Here is a 15401-nt window from a genome sequence, read left to right as displayed (position 1 = left end):
ATTTTTTAAAAGTCAACATTTACTCCAAAAACAAATGATCTTGGTCTTGGATAGAAATTATTGTCAATTCCTCCAGCGATTTCTGGATCTAATCCATCATACTCAGTAGCAATTAATAAATTTTGCACTGAACCATACAACCTAATTGTGGTATCCTTTAAGGCTTTATCAAGAGTGTATCCTAATGTGATGTTATCAATCTTAAAGAAGGAAGCCTCTTGGATAAAATGATCACTTAAAGCTGTTCTATCAACAAAAGTGGTGAAACCAGAATTGTAATAATCTGCATGGATATTATTTAATAAACCAGCATTGATAGTTGCTCCTGATCTAATTCCTTTACTAGCTGCCACATCATTATACATATAATTACCTATACTGGCTCTCGTTTGAACTGAAAAGTCCCATTTTTTGTAGTTAACATTAGCATTTAGACCCATTAAGATATCAGCATATGGACTTTCTTTAATGTATCTATCTTCATCATTAATGATTCCATCTCCATTTCTATCAACGAAAACTCCTTCGATTGGTTTTCCACTAGCATCATATACCTGTTGATAAACCAGAAAGCTTGAAGCTTCCTCACCTTCACGATGTACTTGAACATTATTACCTACCCCAGTAGAAATACCACCGTGTGGCTGATCTACAGGTAAATTGGTGATTTGGTTATCGTTGAAAGCGATGTTGTAGTTTAGGGAAACTGTTAGGTTGTCATTTCTTACTGCATCTACATCCAAGTTGAATTCAATCCCTTTGTTTTCCATATCACCAATATTTTTATCAATACGGTTACTGAAATTGGTAAAAGGATCAATAAGAGCCGTAGCAATCATGTCTTGAGTTTCTCTCATATAGGCATTCACCAAACCAGAAACTCTACCATCCCACAGACTGTAGTCTAAACCAAGGTTAAATGATTTTCCAACCTCCCAACGAAGATCTGGGTTGTAAGGTTCAGGTCTGTATGTTTGATAGAAAGAATTCCCAAATTGATACTGTGCAGAATCATTGGTTCCTTGATATCTAGTTAAAAATTGGTATGGTGCCAAATCACCTACGTTAGCAATTTCTCCATATCCTACTCTCAATTTTAACAAATTGAAGGTAGAGTCTTTCATGAAGTTTTCGTCGCTAATTTTCCATGCTAAAGCAGCCGATGGGAAATATCCCCAACGATCATCAGGGTTAAGTTTTGAAGAGGCATCAGCTCTCAAAGAAGCAGTTAATAAATACTTGCCTTTGTAATCATAGTTTAATCTACCGAAGTAAGATAAAAGGACATCCATACTTTTATCTATGAATGTAGCTCTATTTCCTAATTGGTCTGCCTCACTATCATAACTAATATTGTCATACTCAAAAGATTGGTAAGAATACCCAGCCACAACATTTAAATTGTGTTTATCTTGAATTGATTTCGCATAGGTTAAATAGGAATCAAAGAGTTTACTGGTAGTAATATTTGAATATTTGTTATAAGATCCATCCCAGTTTGAACTGGCGTTTGGCATAAATTCAGAAACGATAATTCGGCCATTACTATTAGATTTATCCAAACCAACATTTACAGTAGCGGTTAAATCAGGAAAGAAATGAAGTTTATAGTCTACTTTCGCATTCCCAACAAAACGTCTTACTTCTGCCGTATCACTTCTTAGGTTAAGAAGGGCTAATGGGTTCGTAGGAGCTAAACTGTTTTGAGTTCCTTCATTATTCAACCATGCAAAATATCCTGCATAAGGTGAATTGGCATCATAAATAGATTGAGTAGGATCAAACAGTATAGCAGAACCGATGGCACCTCTATCAGCAAAGGCATTTTCTGTATAAACACCTCTAGCATTTAATTCCAATTTTAAATGATCATCAAGCAAAGAAGGTGTAAAGGATACTGATCCTGTTGCTCTGCTTAAGTTATCTCCTTTTAAGATACCATCATGGTCAGAATAACCTACAGAAGCTCTCATTGGTACACCAAAAGCATTTCCTAAAGCACTGAAGTTATGATCAGACCCCACCGCAAAGGTGTAAATTTGATCTTGCCAATCGGTATTAGAATTTCCTAACAATCCAATTTGATCATCAGTACCATAAGTATTGATTAAATCTCTAAATTGATCTGCCTCTAAAACATCCACTGTATTTATTACATTATACATGGTAGTTTGAGTGCTAGCGTTGAATTTAAATCCGGTGTCTTTACCTTTTTTAGTTGTAATCAAAATAACCCCATTAGCTCCTCTTGACCCATAGATAGCGGTAGAAGACGCATCTTTAAGAACTACGAAGCTCTCAATATCATTTGGGTTCAAAAAGTTTAATGGGTTTCTAGCACCACCTACTCCACCAGAAATAGGCACTCCATCAACTACATACATAGGTTCACTTGTTAAGGATAATGATCCCACACCTCTAATTCTAATAGATTGTCCTTCACCTGGCGCTCCACTATTGGAAGTTACACTTACCCCAGCAACTTTACCGGTAATAAGTGATTGTGCCGATACAATCGGACCTTTGTTGAAATCCTTGGAGGTTACCAAGTCTGTGGTACCCGTCAAATCTTCTTTTTTAACGGTTCCATAACCAACAATTACAACCTCGTCCAACTGGGCTGCATCTTCTTTAAGTAGGACATTTAAAGTTTGTTGTCCTGAATAAATAATTTCTTGAGTCACATAACCCACATAAGAGAAAACGATGGTTTCACCTTCATTGACATCAATTTGATAATTTCCATCAAAATCTGTGGCGGTACCTCGAGTGGTTCCTTGAACAAGGACGTTAACTCCCGGTAGAGGCAATGACGATTCCTCAGTTACTACTCCCGAAACTGTTGTTTGACCTATAAGAAAACTAGGTAAAAGCAGTAACGAAAACAGTAAGCCATTAAAAATTGTTTTCATAAAATAATTTTGAATTAGTCTGATTTTGTACTTGTTAAATTAGTTTATATTTTCACTTCTCGATACTAAACTATTGTAAAATTATTTATTTAAGTGGCTCATAATTATGATAAATATCACTCAAACGTTTTCGTGTTGAAAACTTTCTAAAAATTAAGGATTTTTATTGTCATTGACAAGAATTTGCTATATCTACAAAAAAACATTAGTATTTTTATGGTTTCAAAAACAGATGGATGAAGAGAAAAGTCACTTTAAAGCAAATTGCAAAGGAATTGGATGTGTCCATTTCAACTGTTTCTAAAGCCTTGAGAAACAGTAAGGAAATTGGTGAGGATACCCGTGAAAAAGTACAGGCTTTTGCTAAATTATATAACTACAAACCCAATAATATTGCTTTAAGTCTCAAGAATAAGAAAACCAAGACCATTGGAATAATCATTCCTGAAATAGTCCATCATTTCTTTTCTATGGTCATTCGAGGGATTGAGGTAGTAGCCAATCAAAGGGGGTACAACGTAATTGTAGGGCTTTCAAATGAATCTTTCGATAAGGAGGTGATCAATATGGAAATGCTGGCCAATGGGAGCATAGATGGTTTTATACTATCGATTTCCAAAGAGACTCAGTTGAAACAAGATTTTCATCATTTTCATGAAACCATTAATCAAGGAATGCCTATCGTGATGTTTGATAGAGTTGTTAATGATGTCAAATGTGATAAGGTTATTGTAGATGATTTTAAAGGATCAAAGAAGGCTGTGAGTAAGCTGTTGGAAAACGGTTGTAAGAATGTTGGTTTGATAACTACAATGGATTATGTAAGTGTCGGGAAGTTGAGAACGCAAGGATATCTGGAATCTTTGGAAGATAGAGGTATTCAACCAAAATCTGAACTTATATTAAAGGTGGTTGAAGAATTGGATTCTGAAGACCATTTGGAAGATTTGGAGGCTGAGGTAGAGCAACTTTTCACCAACAATCCTGAAATAGATGGTGTCTTTGCTGTAAACGAACTCTATGCATTAACAGCTATGAAAGTGGCCAAGAAAATGGGGAAATCCATTCCAGAAGAGCTTCAGGTTATCGGGTTTACAGATGGGGTGCTTTCCAAACATGCAACTCCTAGTTTATCTACAATCAAACAACATGCTGAAGAGATGGGAGCTAAATCAGCCGAGTTATTGATCGAAAGATTGGAACTTGAAAAAGAAGATGATCGTTATGAAACCGTTGTATTAGAAACAGAGCTTATCTTAAGGGAATCAACAAAATAGACATTTTTACAAAAGCATAACAAAACTTTTGTATCTTTGAGCCCTATTCAAAACTTATATTTTCACTTCTCACCATAAGTTTTGATGAGTTTTCGCTTGTCAAAATAGTATTAATCAAAACATACTATAATGAAAAAGCGTTCCTTAAGTTTCTGGGAAATCTGGAACATGAGTTTCGGTTTCTTGGGGATACAAATGGGATTTGCCCTACAAAATGCTAATGCCAGCAGAATTTTACAAATTTTTGGAGCAGATGTTCATCATCTGTCTTGGTTTTGGATTGTAGCACCACTTACTGGTTTGATTGTTCAGCCAATAATTGGTCATTACAGTGATAAAACATGGACCAAATTGGGAAGAAGACGTCCTTATTTCCTTACTGGAGCTCTTTTGGCTTCCATAGGACTGGTCTTAATGCCAAATGCTGATATGTTCACTGCATTTATGCCCGCCATTTGGGTAGGTGCAGGGATGCTGATGATCATGGATGCCTCCTTTAATGTCGCTATGGAACCATTTCGGGCGTTGGTGGCAGATAACCTTAGAACTGATCAAAGGACTTTAGGCTTTAGTATTCAGACCGTACTTATAGGTTTGGGTGCTGTTGTAGGGTCTTGGTTGCCTTATGTTTTGACAAACTTTTTTGGAGTTTCCAATTCTGGAACAGATGGAAGTGTTCCTTTTAATTTGTTGTTGTCATTCATTATTGGTGCTGTTGTTTTGGTTGTAAGTGTTTTAGTAACCGTAGTCAAAACCAAAGAGTATACCCCAGAGGAAATGGAACAGATGGCAGACCCTGATGACATTCCTGAGGATGAAAAATCCAGTTTAATGGATATTTTTTCAGATTTCGCAAAAATGCCACAAACCATGAGGCAATTGGCTTGGGTGCAATTCTTTTCTTGGTTTGGACTTTTTGGAATGTGGGTGTTCTCAACACCTGCTATAGCTCATCACATTTATGGATTACCAGTGTCAGATACACATAGTGAAACCTATCAGAATGCTGGGGATTGGGTAGGCGTATTATTTGGTGTTTATAACTTAATATCTGCCATTTTTGCCTTCTTTTTGCCAGTAATCGCTGCTAGAATAGGTAGAAAATTAACGCATGTTATTTCGTTGGTTATTGGAGGGCTGGGATTAATTTCCATGTATTTTGCTCCCAATCAATACTGGTTAATTTTATCTATGGTTGCTATAGGTATTTCCTGGGCAAGCATTTTGGCAATGCCATATGCGATTCTCGCGGGATCTATACCTGCTCGAAAAATGGGAGTTTATATGGGGATCTTTAACTTCTTTATTGTGATTCCCCAAATTATCAATGCCTTCATAGGAGGGCCAATTGTGAAATATTTTTACAACGAAAATGCCATGTTAGCTCTTGTTACAAGTGGTGTTAGCTTTTTAATAGCAGCACTTTTAGTGAGAAGAGTGAAAGATGTGGACGAAATAATAGAAACAAAAAATGCATAAAAAAGGATTCATATTTGACTTAGATGGAGTCATAGTAGATACGGCCAAATACCACTTTTTGGCATGGAAGAATTTGGCTAATAATATGGGTGTTGATTTTACCGAAATCCAAAATGAACAGCTAAAAGGTGTTAGTAGAGTCAAATCCTTGGAAAAGATTTTGAATTGGGGGAACAAGAGTGTTTCTGAAGAAGAATTCATGGAATTGATGGCTATTAAGAACGAGGAATATCTAGGCTATATCAACAAAATGACAGAAGAAGAAATTTTGCCAGATGTTCCTAAAATACTGAGTTTTCTTCAAGAGGAGAATCAAGGAATTGCTTTGGGTTCTGCCAGTAAAAATGCAAGGACTATTTTAAATAAGGTTAAGCTCTTTTCTGTATTTGAAACCATTGTAGATGGGAATGATGTATCTAAAGCCAAACCCAATCCAGAGGTGTTCTTGATAGGAGCCCAAAAGCTAGGGTTAGACCAACATGATTGTATTGTGTTTGAAGACTCAGTTGCTGGTATCAAGGCAGCCAATAATGCAGGGATGATTTCTATAGGAATTGGAGATAAGGATATTCTCCATGAAGCAGATTATGTGTTTAAAGATTTTACCGAAATCTCAACAGATTTCATTAAAGAATTAATTGAAAAATGAATCAAGATTATATAAAGCCAGATAGTTGGTCGATTATTGAGGAAGGATTTGAGCCGGCAAGAGTGAAGTCCTCTGAAAGTTTATTTAGCATTGGAAACGGTGCCATGGGTCAACGTGCTAATTTTGAAGAACAATATACCGGACCAACCTTTCAAGGGAGCTATATTGCCGGGGTGTACTACCCTGATAAAACCCGAGTAGGTTGGTGGAAAAATGGTTATCCAGAATACTTTGCCAAGGTGTTGAATGCTCCCAATTTTATTGGAATCAATGTTTTTGTGAATGGTGAAGCTTTGGATTTAAATACTTGTAAAAATGTATCCAACTTTAGAAGGGAACTAAACATGAAAGAGGGTTGGTTATCCCGAAGTTTTGAGGCGATTTTACCTAATGATTTGGAGGTGAAAGTAGAAGCCTTACGCTTTTTAAGTTTGGATTTGGATGAGGTGGGAGCTATTAGATTTTCTGTGACCCCTTTGAATTCCGATGCAGAGGTGACTTTTGAGCCTTATTTGGATTCAGGTATTCACAATGAAGACTCCAATTGGGATGATCAATTCTGGAACACAACTAATGTGACATCTGATGGCGAACGTGGCTTCATTGAAGCACATACCATGAAAACGCATTTCCATACCTGCACCTTCATGCAATCCATGTGTTTTAAGGATGGTAGTAAATTGGATGTAACTCCTACAAAAGAAATTTCAGAAACTCGAATAGGTTTCACTTATAATATATCTGCCAAACAAAATGAAACTGTAAGTATTGAAAAATTTGCAGGGTACACTGTAGACCGATATCATGATAAAAGTGAGTTAGTTACAGCTGCTGGAAATACATTGCAAAAGGTCATGGAACTTGGATTTACAGGCATGCTAAAAGCTCAAAAGGAAGCATGGGCCAAGATTTGGGAAATGGCAGATATTACCATTGAAGGGGATGTTAAAGCACAGCAAGGAATCCGTTTCAATATTTTGCAATTAAACCACACCTATTTAGGAAAAGATGCTCGTTTGAACATTGGTCCAAAGGGATTTACAGGCGAAAAATATGGGGGAAGTACCTATTGGGATACCGAGGCTTACTGTTTGCCTTTTTACATGGCGACCAAAGATCAACAGGTAGCCAGAAGTTTGTTGGAATATCGCTACCATCATTTAGAGAAAGCTATTGAGAATGCTGAAAAACTTGGTTTCAAAAATGGAGCGGCTCTTTATCCTATGGTGACTATGAATGGCGAGGAATGTCATAATGAATGGGAGATTACTTTTGAAGAAATCCATAGAAATGGAGCCATTTCTTTTGCTATTTTTAATTACCACCGTTTTACAGGAGACTACAGTTATATTCCAGAAAAAGGATTGGAAGTATTGATTGGAATTGCCCGTTTTTGGCACCAACGTGCTAATTTCTCAGGAAACCATAATAAATATGTGATTTTAGGGGTAACCGGTCCCAATGAATATGAAAACAATGTAAATAATAACTTCTACACCAACTATATTGCTCAATGGTGTATCCAATATGCCTTGGAAAATATAGACATTGTCAAAAGTGAATATTCCGGAGATTATGATAGAATTATGGACAAAGTAAAGCTATCAGATCCTGAATTGGCTGATTGGAAAAAGGTTGCTGATAACATGTATTTTCCATATTCTGAAGAGCACCAAGTGTATTTGCAACAAGATGGCTTTTTGGATAAAGAGCTTATTACTGTTTCTCATTTGGATAAAAGTCAAAGACCAATTAATCAACATTGGTCATGGGATCGCATTTTAAGGTCTCCATATATTAAACAAGCTGATACACTTCAAGGTTTTTACTTCTTTGAAGATCAATTTAGTGATGAAGAATTAGAAAGACACTTTGATTTTTATGAGCCTTTTACGGTACATGAAAGTTCTTTATCACCTTGTGTTCACAGTATTCAGGCAGCCAAATTAAATAGAATGGAGCAAGCCTATACGTTTTATTTAAGAACCTCACGCTTAGATTTGGATGACTACAATAAAGAAGTTCATGAAGGTCTTCACATTACTTCTATGGCTGGTACATGGATGAGTATTGTTGAAGGATTTGGAGGAATGAGAGTCAAGAATGATACCTTGTCTTTTGAACCTAAAATTCCAGAACAATGGACAGGTTATTCATTTAAGATCAATTTTAGAAATCAAATTTTAAAGATAACAGTAGACCAATCTGGAGCTCACTTTGAGCTGGAAGGCGACAAGGATCTCGAGATTTTGGTGTCTGGGAAACCAGTGATGGTATCTCCAAAATAGAAACTAAGACAGATGATTATGAAAAAGATTTTTGTTGTTTTCTTCCTAGTTATTGGGATTCAAGGCTATGCTCAAATTGACAGAGTAGAGCCTCCCAATTGGTGGGTTGGATTTCAGGATACATCACTTCAACTTTTGGTTAAGGATTCCAATATTGGAGATTATGTACCAAAAATCAGTTATCCTGGTATAACTATCACCAAAGTTCATCAGGCCAAAAGCCCCAATTATCTTTTTATAGATCTTGAAATTGATAAATCAACCAAGCCTGGAACTTTTCAAATTGAATTGACCTCAAAGAAACACAAAACGAAAAAGGTTTCTTATGAACTGAAATCAAGAGAAAAGGCTGCTGCAGATTTTATTGGTTTTGATAATTCTGATGCTATCTATTTAATAACACCAGATCGATTTGCAAACGGAGATAGCACAAATGATATCAATAAGGATTTAAAAGAGAAGACTATTGATAGAGGGAATGACTATGGAAGGCATGGAGGCGATTTAAGAGGCATTATTAATCATTTGGACTACATACATGATATGGGATTTACTGCCATTTGGCCTACTCCCATGTTAACCAATGACATGCCAAGATCTTCCTATCATGGGTACGCAATCACGGATTTTTATGAGGTAGATCCGCGCTTTGGAACACTGGAAGAATACAAAGAACTATCCCAGGAAATGAGTGAGCGCGGACTTAAATTGATTATGGATATGGTTGCCAACCACTGTGGTTCTGTGCATTGGTGGATGAAGGATCTGCCGTTTTCTGATTGGGTAAACCAACAACAAGCTTTTGAAAACCATGAACCACTAAATAATTCAAACCATTTTCGCACTACGAATCAGGATTTGTATGCTTCAGAGAGCGACAAGAAGGGAATGTCTGAAGGTTGGTTTGTTTCTTCCATGCCAGATTTAAATCAACGTAATCCATTCATGGCCAAATATATCATTCAAAACAATATTTGGTGGATAGAAACTTTGCAATTAAACGGAATTCGACAAGACACATATCCCTATCCCGATAAGGCTTTTATGAGTGATTGGGCTGGTGCCATTATGAAGGAATACCCAAACTTTAAAATTGTTGGTGAAGAGTGGAGTGTCAATCCGTTGTTGGTAAGGTACTGGCAACAGGGCACACCGAACAAACAGGGATATGAATCTCATTTATCTTCGTCAATGGATTTCCCCATGCAGGAAACTTTGGTGAAAGCGTTGAATCAGGAGGAATCTTGGGGAACTGGCTTAAAAATACTATATGAAGGTCTAGCCAATGATTTTGCCTATACCAAGCCAGAGGATATTATGATTTTTCCCGATAATCATGATATGGATCGCATTTTTACACAACTTAAAGAAGATGTTCCCAATACCAAAATGGCTCTAGCCTATTTGTTAACTATTCCCAGGATTGTACAAGTGTATTACGGAACGGAAGTATTAATTCAGAATACAGCCAAACCTCATGATCATGGTTTAATCCGAACTGATTTTCCAGGAGGTTGGGATGGTGATTCTAGAAATGGGTTTACTGGTGAAGGTATGACGACCAGTCAAAAAGAGATGCAGGGATTCCTGAAAAAAGTGTTGAATTATAGAAAAACTAGTGATGCTATTCAAAAAGGAAAAACCATTCATTTTGGTCCATTTAATGGCACCTATTTTTTGTTCAGGCAGCATGGTGATGAAACGGTAGTTTGTATACTTAATAAAAATGAAGCTTCAATGACTATTGACCTAAAGCGTTATAGTGAAATGGGGTTAACTGATAAAGAACTCACCAATATAGTAACTGGTGAAACAATTAAATGGTCAGATTCTATCCAATTGAATCAGAGAGGGGTAGTGTTGCTTACCACCAAAATATAATGAGAAAAATCACCATTTTCATAATCGCTTTTTTAACTGGGCTAGCCAACTTTGCCCAAGTAACAATTTTGGTGAATGAAATTCCTGATAATACTCCAGATGAAGCTTCCCTGTATATTTCAGGAGATTTTGAAGGTTGGTCTGGGGGTCAGGAGTCTTTTAAATTACAACAAAAAGAAAACAGCTATTACATCACTTTCCCAAAACAAGAGGGAGCTATTAATTTTAAGTTTACCCTTGGCTCATGGGAGACAGTTGAATGTAATGGAAAAGGGAAGGCTTTAGATAATAGATCCTACCTTTTTACAAAGGAAGCAGACACGCTTCAAGTTACCATTGAGGGTTGGACACATCTTTTTGAAAGCAAGCCAGAAAGTACCGCTTTAGAAAATGTGAGTGTTTTATCAGAAGCATTTCATATGCCCCAACTTGATAGAGACAGGAGGGTTTGGGTGTATCTTCCCCCAGATTATGAGGAATCCACAGAGTCCTATCCTGTAGTTTATATGCACGATGGTCAAAATTTGTTTGACAAGTTGACTTCCTATTCTGGTGAATGGGAGGTTGATGAAACGATGAACCAACTTTTTGAAGAGCGCGGTTTAGAACTAATTGTCATCGGGGTTGATAATGGGGGAAGTAAGCGTTTGGATGAATATTCCCCTTGGACAAACAAGGCATATGGTGGCGGTGAAGGGGATGCTTATCTCGATTTTGTAGTTAACACCTTAAAACCAAATGTAGATAATCACTTTAGAACACTTTCAGATAAATCGAATACGGCCATCATTGGTAGTTCCATGGGCGGTTTAATTTCACATTATGCAGCTCTTAAATATCCACAAACTTTCGGGAAAGTGGGAGTCTTTTCGCCGGCCTTTTGGTTTGCTCCTGAAATTTTAGACTATACCAAAAAGCACGTATCCATCCAAAATACCAAAATGTATTTTTTGGCAGGAGGCAAGGAAGGTGAGAATGTGGCTTTTGAAGAAATAAATGAAACGGTTCAAGGAGTGGAAACAGTGGTGTCCTTATTAAAGGAGCATGGATTCCCTTCTAAAAATATCCTTGCTAAAGTTGAGCCAGAAGGTAAGCATAACGAGCAACTATGGAGAAATAATTTTGAAGAAACCATCTGTTGGTTGTTCTCAGAGAAAATTCCAAAACGTGAGTTTGTTGGTGCTTCTGTGGAAGGAAATAAATTAAATATAACAGTTACAGACGGGACCTATCTCATTGAATTTTATGATTCAAAGGTGGTTGAAACCAGTTTTATACCTGAAGGGGAGGTTTACAATCCCCAATCTCATGCTGTTGTTCTACGGCCCCTGCCAAGTAAGGCACAATTGGTTGAGGGGACAAATGGTTTTGCTTTTTCCAATCAGGATTTTCAAGTTAAAATTCAAAAAGAACCCTTTAGGATTTCCTATTGGTATCAAGGTCAGGAAGTTATTTCCGAAAGAAACGGATATCAAAGAAACAAGACCTATGAAACCATTCAATTTGGTATTTCACAAGACGAGGTGCTTTATGGTGGTGGAGCAAGAGCTCTGGGGATGAACCGTCGCGGTCATCGATTGGAACTCTACAATAAAGCACATTACGGTTACGAGACACATAGTGAGTTAATGAATTTTACGTTGCCCATTGTCTTGTCATCTAAACAGTATTTATTGCATTTTGATAATGCTCCCATTGGATTTTTGGATTTAGATAGCAAAGAAAGAAATACGCTTACATACGAAACCATTTCAGGAAGAAAAACGTACCAAATAGTGGTAGGTGATTCTTGGAAGGAACTTTTATCCGAATACACAAATTTAACTGGTAGGCAACCCATGTTGCCGAGATGGGCATTGGGAAATTTCTCCAGTAGATTTGGGTACCATTCCCAAAAAGAAGTTTTGGAAACTATTGAAACATTCCGGGAAGAAAACATACCAGTTGACGCCATAATTTTAGATCTGTATTGGTTTGGTAAAGAAGTGACTGGAACCATGGGTAATCTGGCTTTTGATACCGATTCATTTCCAAATCCGAAGCAGATGATAAAAACACTTAGGGATCAAAAGGTTGAAACAGTTTTAATAACAGAGCCTTTTGTTTTGACTACTTCAAATAGATGGAATGAAGCTGTTAAGGCTGATGCGTTGGCGAAAGATTCTTTAGGGAATCCTTATACCTATGATTTTTTCTTCGGAAACACGGGCTTGATAGATGTGTATTCATCATCTGGTTTTAACTGGTTTAAGAACATATACAAGGAATTATTAGGTATGGGGGTGACTGGTATTTGGGGTGATTTGGGAGAACCAGAATTACATCCGTCCGGTCTTATTCACGCAACGGGAACAGCAGATGAAGTTCATAATACCTATGGACATGATTGGGCTCGTCTGGTGCAGAAGGCATTTTATGAAACTAGCCCCAACCAACGTCCATTTATTCTTATGCGTGCTGGTTATTCAGGTTCTCAACGTTATGGTATGGTGCCGTGGTCTGGGGACGTAAATCGTACTTGGGGCGGATTACAAAGTCAACCAGAAATTGCACTACAAATGGGAATGCAGGGATTGGCCTATATGCATTCGGATTTAGGTGGGTTTGCAAATCCATTTCTAGATGATGAGCTTTATGCCAGATGGTTGCAATATGGTGTTTTTCAACCTGTTTTTAGACCACATGCTCAGGAGGAAGTGGCAAGCGAACCAATTTTCAGAAGTGAAAATGCAAAAAAACTGGCTAAGGAAGCTATTGAGTTACGATATCAGTTATTGCCTTATAATTATAATTTGGTCTATCAAAATCATTCTCAAGGTTTACCACTTATGCGTGCTTTGTTTTTTGAAGAACCAGAAAATGATACCCTGCGAGCTTATTCGGAAACCTATTTATGGGGGGATGATATATTAGTGTCTCCAGTTTTAGAAGCAAATAAAAAGGAACAGGAAGTTTATTTTCCTAGAACGTCCAATTGGTTTGATTTCTATACAGATAAGAAATATTTGGGAGGGACCACCGAAACAGTTCCTTTAAAAGAAAATGGTATTCCCACTTTTGTGAGAGGTGGTAGTTTTATCACGATGGCAAAACCGATGACATCAACAAAAGGGTATGATGGATCTGAATGGGTTGTACACTTTTATTATGATGATTCTGTGGAAGATAGTCACTCCGAAATCTATACTGATGATGGTAAAACATTACAAGCTTTTGAAAAGGAGGAATATGAACTCATAGCGTTTAGATCAAAGCTTCAGGATAAACAATTAGTCCTTTCTTTTGAAACCAAACATAGAAGCCAAACTTTAAACTCCAAGAAACAAATAGAGTTAGTACTCCACAATATTGAAAAGAAACCAAAACAATTGAGATTGAATGGGGCTAAAACCCAGTTTCAATGGAGTGAGGTAAATCAAAGCTTAACTTTACGCTTAGATTGGGATACACATACAAACCAAAAAATAGAATTGAATTTAAAATAAAACGTCATGAAAAAACTAATCGTCCTTCTAATACTATCAGGGTTTTTCTTTTCCTGTAAAAATGAAAACAAATCCCCTGAACCAATCACTGAAGAGACCGTTGAGGTCCAATTGGAACCAATTTCAAAATCGGATATGGAAACGGCTGTCATCTATGAGGCTAATATTCGCCAGTACTCTTCAGAGGGAACGTTTTCAGAATTCACCAAAGACATACCTCAATTAAAAGAGTTGGGTGTCAAGGTAGTTTGGTTGATGCCAGTTTTCCCTATTTCTGAAACCAAAAGAAAGGCTACCGGTGGCCCTGATAGCAAATTTGCATCAGATTTCCCAGAAGAAGAACAAAGCAAATATTTAGGAAGCTATTATGCTGTAACCGATTATACTAAAATCAACCCAGAATTTGGAACTATTGAAGATTTTAGGGAGTTAGTCAAAACAGCCCATGATAATGGAATCTATGTCATTTTGGATTGGGTGCCAAACCATACAGGGTGGGATCATGTTTGGATCAAGGAGCATCCAGATTATTACACTCAAAATGAAAACGGTGAAATTATTCATCCAGAAGGAACCGATTGGACCGATACGGCAGACTTGAATTATGACAATCAAAACATGAGAAATGAAATGATTGAAGATATGCTGTATTGGGTTAAAGAGGAGAACATCGATGGATTTAGATGTGATGTGGCAGGTAGTGTTCCTACAGATTTTTGGGCTGACGCCATTCCCAAAATTAGAGCCGCAAAACCAGTATTCATGTTAGCTGAAGCTCATGAAGCTGAACTTCTTAAAGGGGATCAAATGTTTGATATGTGTTATGGTTGGGATTTTCATCATTTAATGAATGGTATGGCACAAGGCAAGAAGTCTTTAGAGGATTTTGATGCTTATTTTGAAGAGCGATTTAAGAATTATGAAGCAGATGATATCTTAATGAATTTTGTAACCAATCACGATGAAAATTCGTGGAATGGAACAATAAAAGAACGTATGGGTGAGGCAGCGCCTTTAATGACTACTTTAAGTTATGTGGTTCCAGGTATGCCACTTATTTATTCAGGGCAAGAATATGGTATGGATCACCGATTAAAGTTTTTTGAAAAAGATTCTATCCCTAAAACCAAGGGAGCCATGTGGGATTTGTTAGTTGATTTGGGAGAAGTTAAAAATTCAAATGCCGCTTTAAATGCACATGCCAATTTTGAAAGAGAGCCTCTTTCTAATGCTAATATCCTAAAAATAACTAGAGACCATAACGGACAAAAAATAACATTTATTGGTAATGTTTCAGCAGATACTCAAACACTTCAAAATGGCCTACAAGGAAAGTATTTAAATACCATTACTAATGAAAAAGAGGAATATGAGGAAGGCCAAGAGCTAACCTTTAAACCATGGGAGTTCAAATTATTGATTGATTAAAG

The 15401-nt window shown here is 37.0% G+C and carries 8 protein-coding genes; 7 read left to right on the top strand and 1 reads right to left on the bottom strand.

The features are described from left to right. Positions 1–5: 5 nt before the first annotated feature. Entirely contained in the window at positions 6–2912 is a 2907-nt protein-coding gene (locus LOK78_RS01720) for a SusC/RagA family TonB-linked outer membrane protein (protein ID WP_232394076.1), read from the bottom strand. 236 nt (positions 2913–3148) lie between these two features. On the opposite strand from LOK78_RS01720, the gene LOK78_RS01715 reads away from it, so the two are divergent. The 7 genes from LOK78_RS01715 to LOK78_RS01685 all read left to right on the top strand — a co-directional run bounded on the left by LOK78_RS01715 (position 3149) and on the right by LOK78_RS01685 (position 15399). Continuing rightward, positions 3149–4189: a LacI family DNA-binding transcriptional regulator gene (locus LOK78_RS01715; RefSeq protein WP_232633288.1), complete on the top strand. Its 1041-nt coding sequence runs from the start codon at positions 3149–3151 to the stop codon at positions 4187–4189. Positions 4190–4318: 129 nt separating this feature from the next. Beyond that, a complete protein-coding gene (locus LOK78_RS01710; protein ID WP_053971235.1) occupies positions 4319–5668 on the top strand; it encodes an MFS transporter in 1350 nt (449 codons plus the stop codon). Continuing rightward, a complete protein-coding gene (gene pgmB, locus LOK78_RS01705) occupies positions 5661–6317 on the top strand; it encodes a beta-phosphoglucomutase (RefSeq protein ID WP_166957796.1) in 657 nt (218 codons plus the stop codon). Before LOK78_RS01710 ends, pgmB begins: the two co-directional genes overlap by 8 nt. Next, complete coding sequence (locus LOK78_RS01700; RefSeq protein ID WP_232633287.1) at positions 6314–8605, top strand: glycoside hydrolase family 65 protein; 2292 nt, start codon at positions 6314–6316, stop codon at positions 8603–8605. The genes pgmB and LOK78_RS01700 overlap by 4 nt, the downstream gene beginning before the upstream one ends. A gap of 18 nt (positions 8606–8623) precedes the next feature. After that, entirely contained in the window at positions 8624–10486 is a 1863-nt protein-coding gene (locus LOK78_RS01695; protein ID WP_232633286.1) for a glycoside hydrolase family 13 protein, read from the top strand. Beyond that, entirely contained in the window at positions 10486–13971 is a 3486-nt protein-coding gene (locus LOK78_RS01690; RefSeq protein WP_232633285.1) for a TIM-barrel domain-containing protein, read from the top strand. Before LOK78_RS01695 ends, LOK78_RS01690 begins: the two co-directional genes overlap by 1 nt. Before the next feature lie 6 nt (positions 13972–13977). Next, positions 13978–15399, top strand: coding sequence for an alpha-amylase family glycosyl hydrolase (locus tag LOK78_RS01685; protein WP_232633284.1), 1422 nt, complete (start codon positions 13978–13980; stop codon positions 15397–15399). The last annotated feature ends 2 nt before the right edge of the window (positions 15400–15401 follow it).

Source organism: Mangrovimonas futianensis, assembly GCF_021245805.1.
GTDB classification, from domain to species: domain Bacteria; phylum Bacteroidota; class Bacteroidia; order Flavobacteriales; family Flavobacteriaceae; genus Mangrovimonas; species Mangrovimonas futianensis.
Note: the sequence above shows the minus strand (reverse complement) of the source record. Positions and strands in the feature narration are given on the sequence as shown.

Bases quoted from the DNA above. Each gene is read 5' to 3' on its own strand.
- LOK78_RS01720 (WP_232394076.1), bottom strand. From the start codon at position 2,912: ATGAAAACAATTTTTAATGGCTTACTGTTTTCGTTACTGCTTTTACCT.
- LOK78_RS01715 (WP_232633288.1), top strand. From the start codon at position 3,149: ATGAAGAGAAAAGTCACTTTAAAGCAAATTGCAAAGGAATTGGATGTG.
- LOK78_RS01710 (WP_053971235.1), top strand. From the start codon at position 4,319: ATGAAAAAGCGTTCCTTAAGTTTCTGGGAAATCTGGAACATGAGTTTC.
- pgmB (WP_166957796.1), top strand. From the start codon at position 5,661: ATGCATAAAAAAGGATTCATATTTGACTTAGATGGAGTCATAGTAGAT.
- LOK78_RS01700 (WP_232633287.1), top strand. From the start codon at position 6,314: ATGAATCAAGATTATATAAAGCCAGATAGTTGGTCGATTATTGAGGAA.
- LOK78_RS01695 (WP_232633286.1), top strand. From the start codon at position 8,624: ATGAAAAAGATTTTTGTTGTTTTCTTCCTAGTTATTGGGATTCAAGGC.
- LOK78_RS01690 (WP_232633285.1), top strand. From the start codon at position 10,486: ATGAGAAAAATCACCATTTTCATAATCGCTTTTTTAACTGGGCTAGCC.
- LOK78_RS01685 (WP_232633284.1), top strand. From the start codon at position 13,978: ATGAAAAAACTAATCGTCCTTCTAATACTATCAGGGTTTTTCTTTTCC.